Source organism: Mesorhizobium sp. M0174 (assembly GCF_040322275.1).
Classification (GTDB): domain Bacteria; phylum Pseudomonadota; class Alphaproteobacteria; order Rhizobiales; family Rhizobiaceae; genus Mesorhizobium.
On record NZ_JAMYTB010000010.1, the window covers coordinates 85,869 to 105,904 of the forward strand.

Consider the following 20,036-nt stretch of genomic DNA (forward strand, 5'->3'; position numbering starts at 1 on the left):
TCGGGATCATGCGCGAAATCAAAGTGCTAGAGCGTCCTTTGCGCGCTCGAATGAACGCACGGCGCCGGAGCTCGTTGTCGCGCCATCGTTCTTTGCTCCAACAAGGCGCATTGTCATTGCTAGATATGTAGCGGTGACTTCGGCGATCGACAGCCGTTCGCCCGGCCGGAACCAGACGATGACGCCGGTCATCATCTGGATCAGCGCCATGGCGGTGAGCCCTGTGTCTTCGATGCTGAATAAGCCCGCTTCGACGCCGTCGCGCAGGATGGTGCGCAGCTCCTTCTCGTAGGCCGTGCGCATGCGCAGGATCTGCGTGAGTTTTTCGTGCGACAGGCTGCGCAGCTCCATGTTCGAGACATGGGTGGAATGGCGGCGTTCGATATGGAAAGCGATGTGGTTTTCGACATAGGCGGCAAGCCGCGTTGCCGGATCGGCGCCGACAGGGCGTGTTGCGCGCCACGCCTCGATCAAGCCTTCCATATGCTCGCGCATCAGCGTGAACAGAAGGTCCTGCTTGGTCGGGAAGTAGCGGTAAAGCGCCGCTGCCTGGACGCCGACTTCGGCCGCCAGCTGGCGCATCGACATCGCTTCGTAGCCGAGACGCGCAATCAGGCTGACCGCCGCCTCGCGGACCGCAGCTTCGGTCTTTTCTCCGTGAGAACCGGTCGTACGCGCCATGACAAACCGCCTTTTACGACGTAATAAAACAAACGTTCAATTAATTCAAGGACCGAAGCATTCGGGCAGGGCAATGACTTCAGGTTTGCTCTCTCTGCACCCTGGAGATTTTGTCCGATGGAAGCAATGAGCAGGATCATGCCTTGCTAGGCAATAATCCTGAAACCCGCGGACGTGTTGCGTGCCTCGATGTCCTCGACATCGACCTTCGAAACTGCTGCCCCTGCCGGCCCTTGCCAAAGTCGCTCAATCATCGTCGAGACCGCCGCCCCGGTTCCTGCAATCAAGGCTGTCACCGAGCCGTCAACTTCGTTGCGCACCCACCCGGCGAGGCCAAGCGCCGACGCCTCGCGCCGCGCCCAGACCCGGTAGCTGACGCCTTGCACCTTGCCATATATGCGTACTTGTACAGTGCGGTCGGTCATCGCGCTCTCCATCCTCTGAGTCGAGTCTGGCGCATCGCCGTGCAAATTCAACCACGCTGCCGCCAGTCAGCCACATAGGGCGAAGGCTCTTCAGTTCCCCCGTGCTGCCGCCAGTGCGCCGGGCAATTCCTCGGCAAAAATGTCGAGCTCGTGGTCGAGGCCGACGCTGACCCGGATGCAGCGATCGAGCACCGGCACCATCGGCTTGCGGATGAAGACGTCGCGCGACAACAGCGCCCGCAGCACCTTCAGCGCGAAGGCGCCGTCGCGGCCGCAATCGATGGTGACGAAATTGGTCGCCGAAGCCAGCGGCTTCAGCCCGTTCGCCTCGGCTGTTCCGGCAATGCGTCGGCGGCCGGAGGCGACCCGCGCCACCACGCTTTCCAGCCAGGCTTGATCGGCAAGCGCCTCGACGCCGGCGATCTGCGCCATGCGGCTGACGCCGTAGTGGTTGCGGATCTTCTCGAAGTCGCGAATCACCTGGGCCTCGGCCACCGCGTAGCCGCAGCGTATGCCGGCCAGCCCATAGGCCTTGGAGAAGGTGCGCATGCGGACGACGTTCGGCCGCGCCACATCGATTGGCGGCAGCGCTGAGGCTGGCCCTAATTCGCCATAGGCCTCGTCGAGCACCAGCATTGTGGTTTCCGGCAAGGCCTCGATGAAGCGGCCGAGTTCGGCGGCTTCCCACCAGCTGCCCATCGGATTGTCCGGGTTGGACAGGTAGACCAGTGGCGCCTTCTCCCTGGCGACCGCAGCCAGCAGGCCGTCGAGGTTTTCCCGATCGTTCTCGTAGGGCACTGCGACCAATCGGCCGCCGACGCCGGCAACATGAAAGTTGAAGGTCGGATAGGCGCCGAGCGAGGTCACCACCGCGTCGCCGGGCGCCACATACATGCGCGCAACCAGGCTGAGCAGCCCGTCTATGCCTTCGCCGACGACGACGTTTTCGGCGCCGACGCCGAGATGCCTGGCTACGGCTACCTTCAAATCGTGATTATCGGGGTCGCAATACATCCACATGTCGCCGGCAATCCCGGCCATGCGGGTAACGACGCGCGGCGAAGGGCCAAAGCTGCTCTCATTGGCCCCGATGCGGGCGCGAAAGGCGCGGCCGCGGTCGCGCTCCTGCGTCTCCGGGCCGACAAACGGCACCGTGGAGGGAAGCGCTGCGATGAGCGGTGTAAGGGGAGGGCGCATGGCAAAGGCTCGTTAAAAAAGGGGCCTTCTTGCTAGCCTGCCGGCTTGGCCTGCGCAAGTTCCGCGGCAGCCTTGAAATGTGGCAGCCGGCGAATGGCTCAAAGAAAAACCCGGCGGTTGCCCGCCGGGTTCAATATTGGTCAGGTCGAACTTATTAGAACGAGCGCTGGAAGCGGAGGAGGCCGCCAATGCTGTCCTTCTTGTCCGCACTGGTCCAGTTGACGTTGGTGAAGCTGGCCGGATCGTTAAACCGCCCGTAGTGGTCCCAATCGACTTCGGCGGTGATCGTCAGGCCAGGAACGATGTCGTAGGCGATGTTCGCCGCGACGGCATAGTTCTTGTCGTCGTCAGCGGAAGCCTGCACGTTGAACGAGGTCTTCTCGTTGAACTTGTAGGTGCCGCCACCCCAAACCGCCCAGTTGCCGCCCCACTGCTTGTAGAAACCACGGCCATTGGCTGGGACAAAGTTGCCCGGGTCATTGAGGTTATCGTCAGTGCCGTAGCCCGCCATGATGAACAGCGACAGCGCGTCGGTTGCATTCACGTCCAAACGAACCTTGCCGGCCACTTCTTCGTAGTTGCTGTCGTAGGCGATGACGCCGGTGATCGCGCCCCAGCCCTGCGTCCACTTCAGGCCGCCGACGACATGCGGAACGTAGCTGTCGATGGTCCCAACGCGGCCCGCGCCCTGCTCGAGCGAAGCCACGGCCGAGAAGCCGTTGCCGAAATCGAAGTAGTACTGGACGACGTTGGTGTCGAAATCACCGTAAGGAACCAGCGTATCCTGGATGACGCTGCCGGCGTAGCCGATGAACGTGTTGAAGGCCGATTCGTCCTTACCGACGCGCAGGCCACCGAGCTGGATCCAGGCGAAGTTCAGCGAAACGCCCTTGTTTTCGGCGTCATTTCTGACGATGGTCGTGACCGGCAGCAGCGGACCCTCGGGGCCGTCCGGATCGGTGGTTGTGGTGCTAACGTGACGGTTGCGGTTGCCGAAATTGAACCGGGTCTCGGTGTAGGTCTTCAAGGTGCCGAGTTCGGTTTCCTGAGCGGTCCAGGTCTTCAGGTTGAAGCGGGCGTTCTTGTAGTAGGTGTCCTGGATATCGCCATCTTCGTGATCGAAATTCTCAGCACCGTCGAACGAACCGACGTCGCCGATGCCGATGTCGTAGCGGACATAGCCGCCGATGCGCAGGCAGGTTTCGGTGCCGGGGATGTAGAAGTAGCCAGCGCCGTAGACGTCGCAGATCTTGACGTATTCAGCGGGTTCCGGCTCGGCGACGACGACGGCGTCGGCGGCGCGCGCACCGGATACTGCGATCAGCGCCGCAGCGGAGCCGAGAAGCAGGCTCTTGATGTTCATTTTCTGACCTCCAGTCAAAAGTTAAAAAACGGGTCTGGGTATTCTTTGCTGAAGGACAGCGTTCCCTGCCCCATCCCCACTACCGAAAAAGATGCGCACCGCGCCGCTCCTTCAAACCCGACATTACCCATGAGGCGGCGTCGTTCAACCACGATCGTACCGGCAAAAGGTTTGTGGTGGCGCTATCGCCGAGCGTTGTTGCACAAATGACACGATTTGGCCTCACTCCGAAAGCTCCCATTAACTATCGGGCCCCGGCAACCCCGCATTCCAGCCAATTCCGGCAATGGCCCGCTCAAACTGTGACCATGCGCCGACTCAACAGCCAGGGAATTGCCGCGGAATCGCCGCAAGCCACAGGTGGCAATTTGGCGGAAGCCCGATTTTTCGACGATAGTGACACCAGCTTGTTGATTGTGGCGGCGCTTTTCTTTATCCACCGGCGCAACGGAGAGGTGGCCGAGTGGTCGAAGGCGCTCCCCTGCTAAGGGAGTAGAGGTCAAAAGCTTCTCGTGGGTTCGAATCCCATCCTCTCCGCCACCGCTCAAAGTCGGTGCAGCACTGCCCATTAAATTCCTCAGTTCTCGAGCTTTACTTCCCATCACCCCGCCGCTCCGCCCGCTCGAAAAAACCAGCGATCCTGCCCGTAAGGATCCCGGACTCCAAGAACGGTGCATGCCCCTGGCCGTCGACCGTGATCGTTTCGATGTCGGCATGGCCCGTGCGCATCTGCTCGAGTGTTTCCGCGGACAGCAGCTTCGAGTTGGCGCCGCGTATGACGAGCATCGGAACCGCCGCCAGCGCGTCGAACTGCGGCCACAGATCAGGCAGCGGCTGAGTGAGGTCTAGGCCCGCCAGCGTGTCGACCAGTTTCGGGTCGAAGTCGGGCAGAAATCCCTCCTTGGCCTCGCGGTAGAAGGCTGACGCCATCCGCTCCCAATCCGCATCGGTCAGCGCCGGAAAATCCGGGCCATGGATGCTGCGCAGGTCGCGGACCACCTCGGCGTACGTCTTCGGCCTTGGCATGGGGTCGAGGTAGGAGCGGATATGGGCGAGACCTTGCGACTCGATCACCGGGCCGATGTCGTTGAGGACGATGGCCTTCAGCATGGCCGGCCGCATCGCCCCGAGCACATGGATGATCAATCCACCGCGCGACGTGCCGATGAAGGCAGCCTCCTCGATGCTCAGCGCCGCCAGCCCGGCGAGAATATCGCCGGCTTCGATGCCGATATTGTAATGGCCGATATCGGCATCGTAGGCGGACTGCCCGCGCCCGCGATAGTCGAAAGCGACGACCTTGCGCTTCCCCTGCACTGATAGATAAAGCGCCAGCTCGTGAAAATCACGGCAATTGCGGGTCAGGCCGGGCAGGCAAACGACTGGCCAATGGCCGGAATTCGCTTCGTCGTAGATGCGGGCGTGCAGGGACAGCCCGTCCGGCGCGGCGTAGAAGAAGTCGGAGAAGCCTTGGCTTGCCATGGTATTCCCTTGCCTCGTCCGGGTCGTTTCCGACAGCTACAGGCGAGGGCAGAGGCGGTCAAATCGAAGCGTCGGCGCTGAGAATCTTCGAGATGTCGGCGGACAGCGCCCCTCTGGCCTGCCGGCCATCTCCCCCACAAGGGTACCCTCAAAGGGGGGAGATCGGCCATCATCTCCGTTTTCGATAACATCCCAAGTTGCAGAAAAGTACCCCTCAGCGAAGCTGCCAATCTCCCACTAGAGGGGGAGATGTCCGGCAGGACAGAGGGGGGCGCGAAGGATCGCAGCCTGACTTGGCTTGAAGCCCGGTCGTCACCCTCGGCCGTTCACCAGATCCCCGACAATGTCGTATTTGCCGGAAATGCGCATCTTGTAGACCTCGTAATTCTCCATCACGCGCTGGACGTAACTTCTTGTTTCCGTATAGGGAATTCGCTCGATCCAGTCGACGATGGCGTCGACGTCCTTGCCGCGCGGGTCGCCGTATTTCGCCACCCACTGGGCGGCGCGGGTGGGGCCGGCATTGTAGCCTGCGAAGGTCAGCACGTAGGAGCCATCGAAACGGCCGAGCTGCTCGCCGAGAAAGGCAGCGCCCAGCGTTGCATTGTAGCCGGCATCGGTGGTCAGCCGGGCCTGAGAAAATGTGATGCCGGCCTTCTTCGCCAATTGCTTGGCCGTGCCCGGCATCAGCTGCAGCAGTCCGCGCGCGCCGGCGCTGGAGACAGCGCCGATGTTGAACTCGCTTTCCTGCCGGGCAATCGCATAGGCCAGCGCCTTGCCCGAGCCGGTGATGTTGGCGGTGTCGGGAATGACGCCGAGCGGATGCGACAGCGCGCCGACGTCGATGCCGCGGGCGCCGGCGATCTTGCCGACCTTCAGCGCCATGAAATGGTTGCCTTGTCTTTCCGCCAGCGCCGCCAGCAGCGCAAGTTCGCCGGGGCTGTTCAGCTGCCCGGCAAGATCGCGGTATAGCGTTTCGGCGTAGGGGTCATAGCCGGCCTCCTGCAGCCGCTTGATGGCGCTGACCGCCTCGCGGGTGGCAAAATTCCGGCGGTCGGCGGCACTTGGCTGGGGGTAGACGATGTTGAGGGTCTGCCGGCCGACGCGCTCGCCGGCGAGCTGGCCGTAAAAGGTCGTGCCGTAGCTGGCGGCGCGGCTGAAATAATCCTTGTCATTGCCGGGCCCGCCGACTTCGGCGGCGCGGCCGAGCCAGTAATAGGCGCGCGACAGCGACATCGGCCCCTGGGCGAGCTCGGCGATTCGCGCAAAATGCTTGGCGGCGGTGGCGGGATCGTTGAGGCCACGCAGTGCGTACCAGCCGGCGTGGAATTCCGCCTCGGCGGCCTTGGCGGCACTTTCGAAGGCGTGCGCGGCGACTATTCTGTAGGCGGTCTTCATGTCGCCCTGGTCGACCAGCTCGCGCGACAGCACCCGGCGCTCGACCCACCAGGCGTCCGGATCGACCAGCGCGTCACGGTCGCCCGGCGCTTTCATCACCAGCGCGGCGGCGTCGGAAAATTTCTGCTGCTTGCGCAGATATTCGGCTTCAGCAAAGAGATAGCCAGCCGCCCGCTGCGCCGTCGGCACCGCCTTCAGCAGCTTGGCCGCGTTCTTGTCGCCTTTGGTGACTGCCGCCCAGGCGTCGGCCAATTGCTGGGCGCCGGCGAGACCGGCGACGCGCAGCGCCGAAGCGACCCGGTCGGCATAGAACATGCGCTCCATGCGGAAGCGATGGTCGGCGGCCGGGATCAGCGCGCCGAACTCGCGGATGACCGCCGCCTCGTCCCTGGCTTCGAGCTTTTCGGTGCGCCAGAATGGCGACAGCACCGAGCGCGCCGCCTTCGTATCGCCCAGCGCTACATAGGAGCGGGCCAGGATCACCACGCCCTCGAAGGTCAGCGGCTGGCTGCCGTCGAACGCCCGCACCACGACATGTGGCAAGGGGTTCTCGCGATAGAGCGCGCGCTCGCTGTTCTTGCGCAAGGCGATCGTGCCCGGCCAGTTCGGCAGCATCTTCGCGGCATCGGCGATGTCGCCGCTCGGCACCTGGTCGCCGCCATAAAGCGCTATCGCCCAGGCAAGGATGTGCCGGTCTAGCGATTTGGTCGGCAGCGCCTCGCGCACCTGGCGCGCGCGCTGAATGTCGTTTGCCGCCAGCGCGTCGAGACCGCTCTTCAGCACCGCAACGCTGGCGGACGGCGACGGGGACTGCGGCAGCGCATCGTTGTCCGGCGCCGTCATCGGGATCGCCGACGTGACCCGCATATCGACGCTGCCGCCGATCGCCGCGCCGGGTATCAGCGCGACGATCGCGCCGAAAAGCGCGAAAAGATGAGGCCGCCTGGCCGGCATGGATCTGGTCATTTCCTGTTCTTCGACGTTACAGCAGGCACAGTTGAACCGAAGCCTATTCGTCGGTGGTGAAGGGCCCGTAAAGAAAATCTTATTGAGGTCGTTCGAATTGCGATTGCCGGCGCAATGCTTGCCGCGCAACAATGTCGAGACTATGGTGCGCGGCTTCGCTTTCGGCTAGAAGGCAGCGCACGACAAAACCCGAAAGGCCCCAAGGAGTTGGACGACATGCTGAGAGGCTCGCTGACCGCGCTCGTCACACCGTTCGAAAAGAGCGGCCGTTTCGACGAGAAAGCCTTTCGCGCGTTCATAGCCTGGCAGATCGCCGAAGGCACGACGGGCGTGGTCCCGGTCGGCACCACCGGCGAGTCGCCGACGCTGTCGCATGACGAGCACCGCCAAGTCGTCAAGGTTTGCATCGAGGTCGCCAAGGGCCGGGTTCCGGTCGTCGCCGGCGCCGGCTCCAACAACACCGAAGAGGCGGTCGGCCTGGTCCAGTTTGCCGAGAAGGCGGGCGCCGACGCGGCCCTTGTCGTCACGCCCTATTACAACAGGCCGACGCAGCGCGGCCTCTATGCGCATTTCGCCGCCGTCGCCAAGGCGACCAGCCTGCCGATCATCATCTACAACATTCCACCGCGCTCGGTGGTCGACATGAGCCCGGAGACGATGGGGCAATTGGTGCACGACTTCAAGAACATCGTCGGCGTCAAGGATGCCACCGGCAAGGTCGAGCGGGTTTCAGAGCAGCGCGCCACCTGCGGCAAGGATTTCATCCAGCTCTCCGGCGAAGACGCCTCGGCACTCGGCTTCAACGCGCATGGCGGTGTCGGTTGCATCTCGGTGACCGCAAATGTCGCGCCCAGGCTCTGCGCCGAATTCCAGGAGGCAACGCTTTCCGGCGACAGCGCCAAGGCGCTCGACCTGCAGGACCGTCTGTTGCCGCTGCACAAGGCGATTTTCATGGAGCCCGGCGTTTCCGGCGCGAAATATGCGCTGTCGAAGCTGGGCAAGGTCGAAAACGTGCTGCGCTCGCCGCTAATGACGGTCGAGCCGTCGACCGCCGAGAAGATCGACGCGGCGATGAAGCACGCCGGCTTGATAAACTAGGGATGAGGCGCCACCTCTCCGCATCATGAATCAAGTCAGAAAAGCCGATCCCAACAACAAGACCGTTGCGGAAAACCGCAAGGCGCGGTTTTCCTATGAGGTGCTCGACACGATCGAGGCCGGTCTTGTGCTGACCGGCACCGAGGTGAAGTCGCTGCGCCAGGGCCAGGCCAACATCCAGGACAGCTACGCCTCGGTCGAGGGCGGCGAGATCTGGCTGATCAATTCCTATTTGCCGGAATACCTGCAGGCCAACCGCTTTAACCACGAGCCACGCCGCCGCCGCAAACTCCTGCTCAACAAGCGCGAGATGGCCAAGCTGGCGCAAAGCGTCGACCGCGAAGGCATGACGCTGGTGCCGCTGAAGATCTACTTCAACGACCAGGGCCGTGCCAAGCTGCTGCTCGCCGTTGGCCGCGGCAAGAAGCTGCACGACAAGCGCGAGACCGAAAAGCAGCGCGACTGGTCGCGCGAGAAGGGCCGGCTGCTGAAAGAGCGAGGGTGAGGGCGGTCCGAAGCGGACGAAAAGCCAATGATTTGGCTTTTCGAGCGACGAACGCCCGGAGCATGGCGGCGGGCAGGGCGGGCCAATGGGGGTAGGTCTCTGTTGAAAAACCGGATCGTCTTGTGGGGTGCTGCCGGTCTGCTCATGGCAGGCCTCATCCTGGCCGGCGGCTATACTTACTTTCAGACGTTTTCTCCGGATCGCGGCAAATATCCGGTCAGGGGCATCGACGTTTCCCACCATCAGCGGCAGATCGACTGGCGGCGTGTTGCCGCCGACGATGTCGCCTTCGCTGTTATCAAGGCAACTGAAGGCGGCGACCATGTCGATGATGCCTTCGCGGGCAATTTGCGTGCGGCCCGCGCCGCCGGCCTTGCCGTCGGCGCCTATCACTTTTTCACCTTCTGCAGGCCCGGTGCCGATCAGGCACGCAACTTCATCTCGGTGGTGCCGCGCGATCAGCCTTTGCTGCCGCCGGTGGTAGACATCGAGTTCGGCGGCAATTGCCCGCAGCGCCCAACTCCCGAACAACTGAGGGCCGAACTCTCAGCCTTCCTCGGCCCGGTCGAAGCAGCGTTCGGCAAGACGGCCATCCTCTATGTGACCGACGAGGCCGCGCAAGCCTATGCCGGGCAGGTAGCCGGCCGCCCGCGCTGGCTGCGTTCGCTGGCGCTGCGGCCAGGCCATGACGACTGGATTTACTGGCAGTACCACAACCGGGGCCGCGTCGACGGCATCAGCGGCGACGTCGACCTGAATGTTCTCCAAGGCGGGCCGGCGACGCTGGCAGCGATGTTTGCCGCAGCGCCTGAAGCGACGGCGTCGGATTGACACTATTCCTGTCCGCCCGAAAGCACCCTCAGTGGCGCGATGACAGAACGACGAAGCCTTGACAAATACGGCTATTCGATAGCGTCTCAGTTTCGAGTTCAGCTTACGACCGTTTTGCAGACTTTATCGGCAGAGATACGCTAGCTTGGCCGCATACTCTGGATTAGCCAATGACCGCAGGACCAAAAAAATCTTGGATAGTCGCAAGCGACGTAGCCGACCGGGACGGAATCGGCGTCGAGCTTTGGATTGAAGGCGACCAAGTGTTGGAGATTTTTCGTGACGACACAAGGCGAACCCGAGAGGTAACTCTGTATCGGAAGGATATTCCTTTGGGGTTAGTCGAGGAGGCGATTGCGAGGTTCAAAGCTGAGATTTCATGGGATTTTGTAGATTGATCAATCGCCGCCCGATTCATTGTTTCCCTAAAAGTTGAACGTCACCGTCCCGCCTTTATGCTTCCACCAACTATTCGTATCGGGGCGGCGCTGTGCTAACTGCATTTGATGCCGGAGCGCCCTTCATCGACCAATGACAGCAACGCCCCGCCTGCAGCGGCGGACGGCGGCGACCCCCGCCTGGCATTTGTCTACGCGGAGGCGGTGCGTGGCCTCCAACACCAGCAGGGCGTGGTTGAAAGTCTCAATACGCGCGCCGGCAATCTGATTTTCGCAACTGCGTTCGCGAGTTCTCTCCTTAGAGGCAGGGCGCTCCTGGATGGCGTAGGGCCTTGGGACTGGCTGGCACTGACGTTGCTTTTTCTGATCGGACTGCTGGTCGCGATTATGTTGTGGCCGTATTATAACTATACGTTCCGTTTCGATCCCAAGAAGCTGCCCCAGGACTTCGTCGACCAGCACCCTCCCGCAACCGTGGACGGGATGCAATGAGCGCTTGCTGCGCATCAAATCCGACATGGCCAGCAATTGGCGGATCATCCAACGCCTGCGCGTCGCGCTGCAGCTTGCACTGTTTCTGTGGTTGCTGGATCTCCTGGCCTGGTTGTTTGCGATCGCCCGAATCTAAGGCTCGTGCCCTGGCGGGCCTCGTCCGACTCTATGTCTTCAGAAAAGCTTCTATCTGACTGAAGACGTCGACGAACATCGCTTCCGTCAACACGCCGGTATTGGTGTTGTAGCGCGAGCAATGATAGCTGGAAAACAGCGTGATGCCATTGGCCTGCTGCTGCCCACCATGCCGGAACGGATAGGCGGCAACGCGTTGGCCGAGCGCCCGCACGGTCGACTGGTGCGCGATCGAGCCCAGCGCCAGCACAGCGCGCAGATTTGGAAACCGCGCAATCGTCGGTACCAGGAACGTCCGGCAGGTCGCTATCTCGGCGCCAACCGGCTTGTTATCCGGCGGCACGCAGCGCACCGCATTGGTAATCGCCGAACCGACAAGCTCCAGCCCGTCATCTGGTCGCGCTTTGAATTCGCCGCGCGCAAAGCCGTGCGCGATCAGCGTGTTGTAGAGCAGGTCGCCGGCAAAATCGCCGGTGAAGGGGCGCCCCGTCCGGTTCGCCCCGCGCAGGCCAGGCGCCAGGCCGACGATCAGCAAGCGCACCGCATCCTCGCCTTCCGGCGGCAAAAAGGTCGGCACTGGCGCGTTGAACCAGGACGGCTCGCGCCGCCGCCACTCGGCGATGAAGTCGTGCAGCCGCGGGCAGAGCGGGCAATCGCGATCGGGTTCGGGCGAGACGACCAGGGGCGCGGTCAAGGCAACGACCGTCAATAGTCTTCCTCGTCGACTTCGGCCGGTTCGGGCCGACGCACCGGCCGCTCCGACGGATCGCGGCCGACTTCGTTCTTGAGTGTCATCAGGTCAATGAAATGGTCGGCCTGGCGGCGCAGATCGTCGGAGATCATCGGCGGCTGCGACGCCATCGTCGAGACGATCGACACCTTGCGCCCGCGCCGCTGCAGCGCCTCGACCAGCGTACGGAAATCGCCGTCGCCTGAGAAGATGACATAATGGTCGACGACGTCGGCAAGCTCCAGCGCATCGACGGTCAGCTCGATATCCATATTGCCCTTGATCTTGCGCCGGCCGGTCGAGTCGGTGAATTCCTTGGCCGGCTTGGTCACCACCTTGAAGCCGTTATAATCGAGCCAGTCGATCAGCGGACGTATCGAGGAGTATTCCTGATCCTCGACCAGCGCGGTGTAGTAATAGGCGCGCAGCAGATAGCCGCGTTTCTGGAAGCTCGACAAAAGTTTGCGGTAGTCGATGTCAAAACCCAGCGCGCGCGAGGTGGCGTAGAGATTTGCACCGTCGATAAAGAGAGCGATTTTTTCACGAGGATCGAACATGGAAAAATGTCCTTTTTCGAAATAAGCGGTCGTCTAAATGCGTCGCGACTACCGGCCAGTCTGATACCGGTCTGATAATAGACCTGTTGGCCTTCATTGTTCGAGATAACGCCAGTTTTACGGCAATCCAAGGCGCCATGCCGCACTGCAAGCAATTGTGATCGGCGCTGTGTCGTCGCAGGCGGCCCGCGTCGGAGCTGCGCACCGCCATAAAAGCTTGTATTTTGGCGGCGTTCGGGTTATGGACCGCGCCTGTTTTCCATTAAATCCAGGCATGAAAGGGGCAACTCATGGCCCGCGTAACCGTTGAAGATTGCATCGACAAGGTCGACAACCGCTTCGAGCTGGTGCTCCTGGCCGGCCACCGCGCCCGTCAGATCAGCCAGGGCGCGCAGATCACCGTACCGCGCGACAACGACAAGAACCCGGTCGTTGCGCTCCGCGAAATCGCCGAAGAGACGCTGTCGCCGGACGACCTCAAGGAAGATCTCATCCATTCGCTGCAGAAGCATGTCGAGGTCGATGAGCCGGAAGCCGATGGCGAGGCGATTGCCGACCAGACCGGCAGCGCCGTTGCGGCCACCGATGCCGACGACGCCGAGGACAACGTCACCTTCGATCGCATGACCGAAGAAGACCTGTTGGCCGGCATCGAAGGTTTGGTGCCGCCGGAAAAAAGCGACGATTATTGATCTTAGCGACAACTGCCGACACTTTCGCGTCGGCAGTTTCGTGGCTATCTATGACATGCGCCGTACGCCAGTGCGGCGCATGATTCATTTCAGCATTGCGAGATCCCGCCCATGATGCGTCAGTATGAGCTTGTCGAGCGCGTCCAGCGCTACAAGCCTGACGTCAACGAGGCGCTGCTCAACAAGGCCTATGTCTACGCCATGCAGAAGCATGGCCACCAGAAGCGCGCTTCCGGCGATCCCTATTTCTCGCATCCGCTCGAAGTCGCCGCCATCCTCACCGAAATGCATATGGACGAGGCGACGATCGCCGTTGCCTTGCTGCATGACACGATCGAGGACACCACGGCGACCAGGGCCGAGATCGACGAATTGTTCGGCCCGGAAATGGGCAAGCTGGTCGAAGGCTTGACCAAGCTGAAGAAGCTCGACCTCGTCTCCAAAAAGGCCGAGCAGGCGGAGAACCTACGCAAGCTGTTGCTGGCGATCTCGGAAGACGTTCGCGTGCTGCTGGTCAAGCTCGCCGACCGCCTGCACAACATGCGCACGCTCGACCATGTGCCGGAAGCCAAGCGCCTGCGCATCGCCGAGGAAACGATGGATATCTATGCGCCGCTGGCCGGGCGCATGGGCATGCAAGGCATGCGCGAGGAGCTCGAGGAGATCGCCTTCCGCTTCATCAATCCGGAAGCCTACCGCGCCGTCACCGCACGGCTGGCCGAAATTTTCGAGCGCAACAAGGGCGTGCTGTCCGAAATCGAGAAGGCGCTCTCCACGCTGTTCGACAAATATTCGATCAAGGCCGAGGTCAAGAGCCGGCAGAAGAAGCCGTGGTCGGTGTTCCGCAAGATGGAAGCCAAGGCGTTGTCGTTCGAGCAGCTGTCCGACATCTTCGGCTTTCGCGTCGTCGTCGATACCGTCGAGGACTGCTACCGGGCGCTCGGCGCCATCCACACCACCTGGTCGATGGTGCCCGGCCGCTTCAAGGACTACATCTCCACGCCGAAGCAGAACGACTACCGCTCGATCCACACCACCATCGTCGGCCCGTCGCGCCAGCGCGTCGAATTGCAGATCCGCACCTACCAGATGAACAAGATCGCCGAATACGGCGTCGCCGCTCATTCGATCTATAAGGATACCGGCGGCAAGATGAATGGTGCCGCCCATGCGATCTCGAAGGAAACCAATGCCTATGCCTGGCTGCGGCGCACCATCGAGCAGCTTGCCGAAGGCGACAACCCCGAGGACTTCCTCGAAAACACCAAGCTGGAACTGTTCCAGGACCAGGTGTTCTGCTTTACGCCGAAGGGCATGCTGATCGCGCTGCCGCGCGGCGCCACGCCGATCGACTTTGCCTATGCCGTCCACACCGATGTCGGCGACACTTGCGTCGGCGCCAAGGTCAATGGCCGCATCATGCCGCTGATGACGGAGCTGAAGAACGGCGACGAGGTTGAGATCATCCGCTCGAAGGCGCAGGTGCCGCCTGCGGCATGGGAATCGGTGGTGGTTACCGGCAAGGCGCGGTCGGCCATCCGCCGCGCCACCAAGAACGCTATTCGGAAGCAATATTCAGGTCTCGGTATCCGCATTCTGGAGCGCGCCTTCGAACGGTCCGGCAAGACCTTCACCAAGGAAAGCCTGAAGCCGGTGCTGCACCGGCTGGCACGCAAGGACATCGAGGATGTGCTGGCCGCGGTCGGCCGAGGCGAAGTTGCCTCCACCGATGTCATGAAGGCGGTGTTTCCCGACTACAAGGACGAGCGCGTCACGCTGGTCGCGCCCAAGCAGCGCGAGGAGGGCTGGTCGAAGATCCGCAATGCCGCCGGCATGCTGTTCCAGATTCCGGGCCGCGCCGCGCGCAAGGATAAAAACCAGCCGCGCGACGATGCGGTGCCGATCCGCGGTGTGCGCGGCGATTTGCCGGTGCGCTTCGCGCCGGAAGGGGCAGTGCCAGGCGATCGCATCGTCGGCATCGTGCAGCCGGGAACCGGTATCACCATCTATCCGATCCAGTCGCCGGCGTTGCAGGCCTTTGACGACCAGCCCGAGCGCTGGATCGACGTGCGCTGGGATATTGACGAGCGCACCAAGGAGCGGTTCCCGGCGCGCGTCTCGGTCACCGCCATCAACGCGCCGGGTTCGCTAGCCGACATTGCGCAAGTCGTCGCATCCAACGATGCCAACATCCACATTTTGTCGATGGTGCGCACCGCGCCCGATTTCACCGAAATGCTGATCGATCTCGAAGTGTGGGACCTCAAGCACTTGAACAGGCTGCTGTCGCAGCTAAAGGACAATTCGAGCGTCAGTGACGCAAGGCGCGTGAATGGGTGAATAGTGAATAGAAGAGGGTGCTCTCACTACCATTCACCATGGACATGGAGTGAACGATGAACACCGATGAAGTGCTGGGCATTTTCCGCGAGGCCGGCGCCGTTCTCGAAGGGCATTTCATCCTGACGTCGGGCCTGCGCAGCCCGGTCTTTCTGCAGAAAGCGCGTGTTTTCATGCATGCCGACAAGACCGAGCGATTGTGCAAGGCGCTCGCCGAAAAGATCCGCACTGACGTGCCCGGCAGGATCGACTACGTCGTCGGCCCGGCGATCGGCGGGCTGATCCCGGCCTATGAGACCTCGCGCCATCTTGGTGCGCCGGCGATCTGGGTCGAGCGGGAAGGGGGCGAATTCAGACTGCGCCGTTTCGAGATCGCCAAGGGATCGCGCGTTGTCATTGTCGAGGACATCGTCACCACCGGCCTGTCGATCCGCGAGACCATCGACTGCCTGCGCGGCCTTGGCGCCGAAGTCGTTGCCGCCGCATGCATCATCGACCGCTCGGCCGGCAAGACCGATGTCGGCGTGCCGCTGATCGCGCTCGCCGAATATGAAGTTCCGGCCTATCCGGCCGACAGGCTGCCGCCCGAACTCGCCGCCATACCGGCGATCAAGCCCGGCAGCCGCAATATATGACTGAGGCGCTGCCGTGATTGCCGGCATCGATCATTTCGTGCTGACGGTTCGTTCGGTGGACAATACCTGCGCCTTCTATCAGCGCGTGCTTGGCTTCAAGCGCCTCGACGAGCCGGACCGACCAACGGCGCTGCTGTTTGGAACGCAGAAGATCAATGTGCATCAGGTCGGGCGTACCTTCGAGCCGAAGGCCAAGGCGCCGACGCCGGGCTCCGGAGATTTCTGCTTGATTGCTGCCCGGCCGCTCGCCGAGATATGTGCCAACCTCGCCGCCAATGGTGTGGTGATAGAGGTCGGCCCGGTCGAGCGTGTCGGCGCTCGGGGCGCGATGATGTCGGTCTATTTCCGCGATCCGGACGGCAACCTCGTCGAGGTCAGCGAATATCGATCCTGAGTGACGCTCCTTAAATTCGCCGCGATCATGCCCTGTTCAGAACGGCGACACCCAGGGCCGGCGCGAGCGGCCACCGAGCGGATGCCGTCGGCCTCGTTGTTCTTCGGCCAGCGCGTCGCTATATCAAAGTCGTAGTTGCTTTTCGGCGACCGCAGAGCGCAGCATAGGCTGTCGCGCTTGGCTGGAAAGGCCGGCGTGAAGCCATCGACGGAACTAGGAACAGGAACAGAGTGCTTTTTCGACGGCGCAAGCCTGATGGTTTTTTCGAGCGGGTGCGTACCTATTTGTGGCCGCGCCGCTCGTTCTCGCGCTCGCTGCGGTATTTCTCCAAACGCATCCTGCGGCTTAGGGCCACGCCGCATGCCGTGGCCGCCGGTGTTGCGGCGGGCGTATTCGCGTCGTTTTTCCCGCTTGGCTTTCACTTCATCATTGCTGCCATCCTGTGCTGGCTGATCGCCGGCAATCTGGTCGCGGCAGCACTCGGCACGGTCTTCGGCAACCCCCTGACCTTTCCGCTGCTATGGGCCGCCTCCTGGGAGGTCGGCAAGCTGATCCTGCATGAACACCTGCCGGCGCATGGCCCGCCCGCGCATCTCGGCGACATGCTGCATAATCTTTCCTTTGCGCAATTGTGGGGACCGGTGCTGAAGCCGATGACGATTGGCGCAATACCGCTCGGCCTGGTTTTCGGCCTGCTGTTTTACGGCATCACCCGCTGGGGCATGGTCACTTTCCACGAGCAGCGCCGCAAGCGTCTGGCCGAAAGAGCGGCAAAGGCTGGAAAAACCGGGCCGGAAGTTCCCGCCGAATGATTATCGGTATCGGCAGCGACCTCATCGACATCAGACGCATCGAGAAGTCGCTGGAACGCCATGGCCAACGCTTCATCCAGCGCATCTACACCGAGATCGAACAGGCGCGCTCCGAAAACCGTGCGGCGCGTGCGGCCTCCTACGCCAAGCGTTTCGCTGCCAAGGAAGCTTGCGCCAAGGCACTGGGTACCGGTCTGGCGCAGGGTGTGTTCTGGCGCGACATGGGGGTCGTCAACCTGGCCAGCGGCAAGCCGACCATGGCGCTGACCAATGGGGCGGCAGCGCGGCTGGACGAAATTCTGCCTGTAGGGCACCGCGCGGTGATCCACCTCACCATCACCGATGATTTTCCGCTCGCTCAAGCCTTTGTGATCATTGAAGCGTTGCCGGTCGAAGAAGCGCCACATTGATTGCATCTGACCACCGGCATGACGTTGCCCAGCGCGCGCCGAGACTCTATACCATCCAACGCACAATCGAGGACGACATGAGCGTGGCTGAAAAAACCCAGAAGAAATCCGGCGGACTTGGCGAAACCGTCAGCGTCATCGTCCAGGCCCTGCTGCTTGCGCTGGTCATCCGCACGCTCCTGTTCCAGCCGTTCTCGATCCCGTCCGGGTCGATGCGGCCGACTTTGCTCGAAGGTGATTATCTCTTCGTCACCAAGTGGTCCTACGGCTTCTCCCGCTATTCACTGCCGTTCGGGCCGAACATCTTTTCGGGCCGCATCTGGGGCTCAGAGCCGAAGCGCGGCGACGTGGTGGTGTTCAAGTTTCCGCCGGACCCTTCCGTCGACTATATCAAGCGCGTCGTCGGCCTGCCGGGCGACAAGATCCAGGTCAAGGATGGCCAGCTCTTCATCAATGACGTGGGCGTGCCGCGCGTCAAGGTCGGGCAGATCGACAACCGCGACATCACCGAGGAGAACGGGCCGGTCGATGTCTATCGCGAGACGCTGCCGAACGGCGTCAGCTACGACACGCTCGACCTGACGCAGGCCTCGATCGGCGACAATACCAAAGAGTTCAAGGTGCCGCCCGGTCACTATTTCATGATGGGCGACAATCGCGACAACTCGTCGGACAGCCGCTTCACCGTCGGCTTCGTGCCGGACGAGAATTTGGTCGGCCGCGCCAACCTCATTTTCTTCTCGATCGGCGGCAGCGCCAGCCCGCTCGAAATCTGGAAATGGCCGTCACTGATGCGCGCCTCGCGCCTGTTCCATTTCGTCAATTAGGGCCATGGCGGCGACGAAACGGCTGACCGCCGATGCGCTCGCCGAGGCGCTCAGGGAGCGCACCGGCCACAGTTTTGGCGACCATCAGCGCCTGCAGCGGGCGCTGACCCATGCCAGCGCTCGCGGCAGTCACGCCGGCGTCGACTACGAACGTTTCGAATTCCTGGGCGACCGCGTTCTCGGCCTTGTCGTTGCCGATATGCTGCTGGCGGCATTTCCCGACGCCGCCGAGGGTGAGCTGTCGCTGAGATTGAACGCTCTGGTCAACGCTGAAGCCCTGGCGGAAATTGCCGAGGAGATCGGCCTGCCGGAACTCATTCGCGCCGGTTCGGACGTACGCGGCCTCGACGGGCGCAAGCGCGTCAATCTGCGCGCCGATGCATTGGAATCGCTGATCGCCGTGCTCTATCTCGACGGAGGGTTGGAAGCGGCCCGTGCCTTTATCCACAAATACTGGCAGCCGCGCTCGCAAGCCATTGACGCCGCCCGTCGCGATGCGAAAACCGAACTCCAGGAGTGGGCGCATCAGGCGGCAGGCGCAGTGCCGGTCTACATAATCGACAGCCGCGAGGGACCGGACCACGATCCGCTGTTCACCGTCAGTGTCAAGGTCGGCGCCTATCCGCCGGCGACCGGCAGCGGGCGCTCCAAGCGCGAGGCGGAGCAGGCTGCAGCCGCGGCACTTCTGCAGCGGGAAGGCGTCTGGCTCGATCAAGGGAGTGCCGCATGACCGCCACCGAAGCTCCAGCAACAGAAGCGCCCGCTACCCGCTCCGGCTTCGTCGCGCTGATTGGCGCGCCCAATGCGGGGAAATCGACGCTGGTCAACCAATTGGTCGGCGCCAAGGTGTCGATCGTGACACACAAGGTGCAGACCACGCGCGCCATCGTGCGCGGCATTGCCACCCACAACAACGCGCAAATCGTTTTCGTCGACACGCCGGGCATATTCAAGCCGAAGCGCCGGCTGGACACCGCGATGGTGACCACAGCCTGGGGCGGTGCCAAGGACGCCGATATCGTGCTGCTCTTGATCGATGCCGAGCGCGGCATCCGGGGCGATGCAGATGCCATCCTCGAGCGGCTGAAGGATGTCCGGCAGCCGATGGTGTTGATCCTCAACAAGGTCGATCGGGTCAAGCACGAGACGTTGCTTGCATTGTCGGCGGCAGCCAACGAAAGGGTGCCGTTCAAGCGCACCTTCATGGTTTCGGCGCTGACGGGGTCCGGCTGCAAGGACCTGCTCGACTATCTCGCCGAGACCCTGCCGGCCGGACCCTGGTACTACCCTGAAGACCAGATCTCCGACCTTCCGATGCGCCAGCTCGCAGCCGAGATCACCCGCGAAAAGCTCTATCTCAGGCTGCATCAGGAACTGCCTTATTCCTCCCACATCGAGACAGAGAAATGGGAAGAGAAGAAGGACGGGTCGGTGCGCATCGACCAGACAATCTATGTCGAGCGCGACAGCCAGAAGAAGATCGTGCTCGGCCATAAGGGCGAGACGATCCGCGCCATCGGCCAGGCCGCGCGCATGGAAATCGCAGGCATCCTCGAGCAGAAGGTGCATCTCTTCCTGTTCGTCAAGGTGCGCGAGAACTGGGGCGACGATCCCGAGCGCTACCGCGAGATGGGGCTCGAATTTCCGCACTGAGCTATCCAAAGATTT

At 62.3% G+C, this 20,036-nt stretch carries 23 protein-coding genes and 1 tRNA gene; 16 read left to right on the top strand and 8 right to left on the bottom strand.

Annotation, left to right across the window (positions count from 1 at the left end):
- Positions 1–18: 18 nt before the first annotated feature.
- From NKJ13_RS20705 to NKJ13_RS20720, 4 genes are all read right to left on the bottom strand, one after another.
- The gene (locus NKJ13_RS20705; protein ID WP_352690003.1) at positions 19–681 is read right to left on the bottom strand and encodes a TetR/AcrR family transcriptional regulator; all 663 of its coding nucleotides are present in this window, start codon (positions 679–681) and stop codon (positions 19–21) included.
- Positions 682–827: 146 nt separating this feature from the next.
- Positions 828–1,106: an acylphosphatase gene (locus tag NKJ13_RS20710; RefSeq protein ID WP_352690002.1), complete on the bottom strand. Its 279-nt coding sequence runs from the start codon at positions 1,104–1,106 to the stop codon at positions 828–830.
- 90 nt (positions 1,107–1,196) lie between these two features.
- Positions 1,197–2,303 carry a pyridoxal phosphate-dependent aminotransferase gene (locus NKJ13_RS20715; protein WP_352738175.1) on the bottom strand — a complete coding sequence of 369 codons (1,107 nt, stop codon included), beginning with the start codon at positions 2,301–2,303 and terminating at the stop codon, positions 1,197–1,199.
- Between the two features lie 154 nt (positions 2,304–2,457).
- Positions 2,458–3,666 carry a porin gene (locus tag NKJ13_RS20720; protein WP_352507518.1) on the bottom strand — a complete coding sequence of 403 codons (1,209 nt, stop codon included), beginning with the start codon at positions 3,664–3,666 and terminating at the stop codon, positions 2,458–2,460.
- 449 nt (positions 3,667–4,115) lie between these two features.
- Here NKJ13_RS20720 and NKJ13_RS20725 point away from each other — a divergent pair.
- A tRNA-Ser gene (locus NKJ13_RS20725) sits at positions 4,116–4,206 on the top strand.
- Positions 4,207–4,257: 51 nt separating this feature from the next.
- On the opposite strand, the gene NKJ13_RS20730 is transcribed toward NKJ13_RS20725, so the two are convergent.
- A complete protein-coding gene (locus NKJ13_RS20730; RefSeq protein ID WP_352738173.1) occupies positions 4,258–5,148 on the bottom strand; it encodes an alpha/beta fold hydrolase in 891 nt (296 codons plus the stop codon).
- Positions 5,149–5,460: 312 nt separating this feature from the next.
- Positions 5,461–7,500: a lytic transglycosylase domain-containing protein gene (locus NKJ13_RS20735; protein ID WP_352738211.1), complete on the bottom strand. Its 2,040-nt coding sequence runs from the start codon at positions 7,498–7,500 to the stop codon at positions 5,461–5,463.
- A 228-nt stretch (positions 7,501–7,728) separates the two neighbouring features.
- Here NKJ13_RS20735 and dapA point away from each other — a divergent pair, with 228 nt between their 5' ends.
- From dapA to NKJ13_RS20765, 6 genes are all read left to right on the top strand, one after another.
- Positions 7,729–8,610 (top strand): 4-hydroxy-tetrahydrodipicolinate synthase, encoded by an 882-nt coding sequence (gene dapA, locus NKJ13_RS20740; protein ID WP_352647295.1) that lies wholly within the window; start codon positions 7,729–7,731, stop codon positions 8,608–8,610.
- Between the two features lie 25 nt (positions 8,611–8,635).
- A complete protein-coding gene (smpB, locus tag NKJ13_RS20745; protein ID WP_023768487.1) occupies positions 8,636–9,115 on the top strand; it encodes an SsrA-binding protein SmpB in 480 nt (159 codons plus the stop codon).
- A gap of 102 nt (positions 9,116–9,217) precedes the next feature.
- The gene (locus tag NKJ13_RS20750; protein WP_352689564.1) at positions 9,218–9,946 is read left to right on the top strand and encodes a GH25 family lysozyme; all 729 of its coding nucleotides are present in this window, start codon (positions 9,218–9,220) and stop codon (positions 9,944–9,946) included.
- Positions 9,947–10,116: 170 nt separating this feature from the next.
- Complete coding sequence (locus tag NKJ13_RS20755; protein ID WP_352689565.1) at positions 10,117–10,344, top strand: hypothetical protein; 228 nt, start codon at positions 10,117–10,119, stop codon at positions 10,342–10,344.
- A 108-nt stretch (positions 10,345–10,452) separates the two neighbouring features.
- Positions 10,453–10,836: a hypothetical protein gene (locus tag NKJ13_RS20760; protein ID WP_352738171.1), complete on the top strand. Its 384-nt coding sequence runs from the start codon at positions 10,453–10,455 to the stop codon at positions 10,834–10,836.
- A 4-nt stretch (positions 10,837–10,840) separates the two neighbouring features.
- Positions 10,841–10,972 carry a hypothetical protein gene (locus tag NKJ13_RS20765; protein ID WP_352508496.1) on the top strand — a complete coding sequence of 44 codons (132 nt, stop codon included), beginning with the start codon at positions 10,841–10,843 and terminating at the stop codon, positions 10,970–10,972.
- A 30-nt stretch (positions 10,973–11,002) separates the two neighbouring features.
- On the opposite strand, the gene NKJ13_RS20770 is transcribed toward NKJ13_RS20765, so the two are convergent.
- Together NKJ13_RS20770 and NKJ13_RS20775 are read right to left on the bottom strand one after the other, a co-directional pair.
- On the bottom strand, positions 11,003–11,680 hold the full coding sequence (locus NKJ13_RS20770) for a uracil-DNA glycosylase (RefSeq protein ID WP_352647302.1): 678 nt from the start codon (positions 11,678–11,680) through the stop codon (positions 11,003–11,005).
- On the bottom strand, positions 11,677–12,258 hold the full coding sequence (locus tag NKJ13_RS20775) for a LabA-like NYN domain-containing protein (RefSeq protein WP_292657898.1): 582 nt from the start codon (positions 12,256–12,258) through the stop codon (positions 11,677–11,679). Before NKJ13_RS20775 ends, NKJ13_RS20770 begins: the two co-directional genes overlap by 4 nt.
- A gap of 290 nt (positions 12,259–12,548) precedes the next feature.
- On the opposite strand from NKJ13_RS20775, the gene rpoZ reads away from it, so the two are divergent.
- The 9 genes from rpoZ to era all read left to right on the top strand — a co-directional run bounded on the left by rpoZ (position 12,549) and on the right by era (position 20,021).
- Positions 12,549–12,950, top strand: a complete 402-nt coding sequence (gene rpoZ / locus NKJ13_RS20780) for a DNA-directed RNA polymerase subunit omega (RefSeq protein WP_023677773.1) — start codon at positions 12,549–12,551, stop codon at positions 12,948–12,950.
- Between the two features lie 111 nt (positions 12,951–13,061).
- Entirely contained in the window at positions 13,062–15,290 is a 2,229-nt protein-coding gene (locus NKJ13_RS20785) for a RelA/SpoT family protein (RefSeq protein WP_352738169.1), read from the top strand.
- 56 nt (positions 15,291–15,346) lie between these two features.
- On the top strand, positions 15,347–15,925 hold the full coding sequence (gene pyrE / locus NKJ13_RS20790) for an orotate phosphoribosyltransferase (RefSeq protein WP_352647483.1): 579 nt from the start codon (positions 15,347–15,349) through the stop codon (positions 15,923–15,925).
- 13 nt (positions 15,926–15,938) lie between these two features.
- Positions 15,939–16,319, top strand: coding sequence for a VOC family protein (locus NKJ13_RS20795; RefSeq protein WP_352738167.1), 381 nt, complete (start codon positions 15,939–15,941; stop codon positions 16,317–16,319).
- A gap of 230 nt (positions 16,320–16,549) precedes the next feature.
- Entirely contained in the window at positions 16,550–17,131 is a 582-nt protein-coding gene (locus tag NKJ13_RS20800) for a DUF2062 domain-containing protein (protein ID WP_023677769.1), read from the top strand.
- Positions 17,128–17,541, top strand: a complete 414-nt coding sequence (gene acpS / locus NKJ13_RS20805) for a holo-ACP synthase (RefSeq protein ID WP_352738165.1) — start codon at positions 17,128–17,130, stop codon at positions 17,539–17,541. Before NKJ13_RS20800 ends, acpS begins: the two co-directional genes overlap by 4 nt.
- Before the next feature lie 77 nt (positions 17,542–17,618).
- Complete coding sequence (gene lepB / locus NKJ13_RS20810) at positions 17,619–18,368, top strand: signal peptidase I (RefSeq protein WP_352471047.1); 750 nt, start codon at positions 17,619–17,621, stop codon at positions 18,366–18,368.
- Between the two features lie 4 nt (positions 18,369–18,372).
- Complete coding sequence (gene rnc / locus NKJ13_RS20815) at positions 18,373–19,098, top strand: ribonuclease III (RefSeq protein WP_352738162.1); 726 nt, start codon at positions 18,373–18,375, stop codon at positions 19,096–19,098.
- Positions 19,095–20,021 (top strand): GTPase Era, encoded by a 927-nt coding sequence (gene era / locus NKJ13_RS20820; RefSeq protein WP_023677765.1) that lies wholly within the window; start codon positions 19,095–19,097, stop codon positions 20,019–20,021. The genes rnc and era overlap by 4 nt, the downstream gene beginning before the upstream one ends.
- Positions 20,022–20,036 lie beyond the last annotated feature (15 nt).

Bases quoted from the DNA above. Each gene is read 5' to 3' on its own strand.
- era (WP_023677765.1), top strand. From the start codon at position 19,095: ATGACCGCCACCGAAGCTCCAGCAACAGAAGCGCCCGCTACCCGCTCC.
- NKJ13_RS20710 (WP_352690002.1), bottom strand. From the start codon at position 1,106: ATGACCGACCGCACTGTACAAGTACGCATATATGGCAAGGTGCAAGGC.
- NKJ13_RS20775 (WP_292657898.1), bottom strand. From the start codon at position 12,258: ATGTTCGATCCTCGTGAAAAAATCGCTCTCTTTATCGACGGTGCAAAT.
- NKJ13_RS20730 (WP_352738173.1), bottom strand. From the start codon at position 5,148: ATGGCAAGCCAAGGCTTCTCCGACTTCTTCTACGCCGCGCCGGACGGG.
- NKJ13_RS20705 (WP_352690003.1), bottom strand. From the start codon at position 681: ATGGCGCGTACGACCGGTTCTCACGGAGAAAAGACCGAAGCTGCGGTC.
- rpoZ (WP_023677773.1), top strand. From the start codon at position 12,549: ATGGCCCGCGTAACCGTTGAAGATTGCATCGACAAGGTCGACAACCGC.
- dapA (WP_352647295.1), top strand. From the start codon at position 7,729: ATGCTGAGAGGCTCGCTGACCGCGCTCGTCACACCGTTCGAAAAGAGC.
- lepB (WP_352471047.1), top strand. From the start codon at position 17,619: ATGAGCGTGGCTGAAAAAACCCAGAAGAAATCCGGCGGACTTGGCGAA.
- acpS (WP_352738165.1), top strand. From the start codon at position 17,128: ATGATTATCGGTATCGGCAGCGACCTCATCGACATCAGACGCATCGAG.
- NKJ13_RS20715 (WP_352738175.1), bottom strand. From the start codon at position 2,303: ATGCGCCCTCCCCTTACACCGCTCATCGCAGCGCTTCCCTCCACGGTG.
- NKJ13_RS20755 (WP_352689565.1), top strand. From the start codon at position 10,117: ATGACCGCAGGACCAAAAAAATCTTGGATAGTCGCAAGCGACGTAGCC.
- NKJ13_RS20785 (WP_352738169.1), top strand. From the start codon at position 13,062: ATGATGCGTCAGTATGAGCTTGTCGAGCGCGTCCAGCGCTACAAGCCT.
- rnc (WP_352738162.1), top strand. From the start codon at position 18,373: ATGGCGGCGACGAAACGGCTGACCGCCGATGCGCTCGCCGAGGCGCTC.
- NKJ13_RS20735 (WP_352738211.1), bottom strand. From the start codon at position 7,500: ATGCCGGCCAGGCGGCCTCATCTTTTCGCGCTTTTCGGCGCGATCGTC.
- pyrE (WP_352647483.1), top strand. From the start codon at position 15,347: ATGAACACCGATGAAGTGCTGGGCATTTTCCGCGAGGCCGGCGCCGTT.
- smpB (WP_023768487.1), top strand. From the start codon at position 8,636: ATGAATCAAGTCAGAAAAGCCGATCCCAACAACAAGACCGTTGCGGAA.
- NKJ13_RS20720 (WP_352507518.1), bottom strand. From the start codon at position 3,666: ATGAACATCAAGAGCCTGCTTCTCGGCTCCGCTGCGGCGCTGATCGCA.
- NKJ13_RS20760 (WP_352738171.1), top strand. From the start codon at position 10,453: ATGCCGGAGCGCCCTTCATCGACCAATGACAGCAACGCCCCGCCTGCA.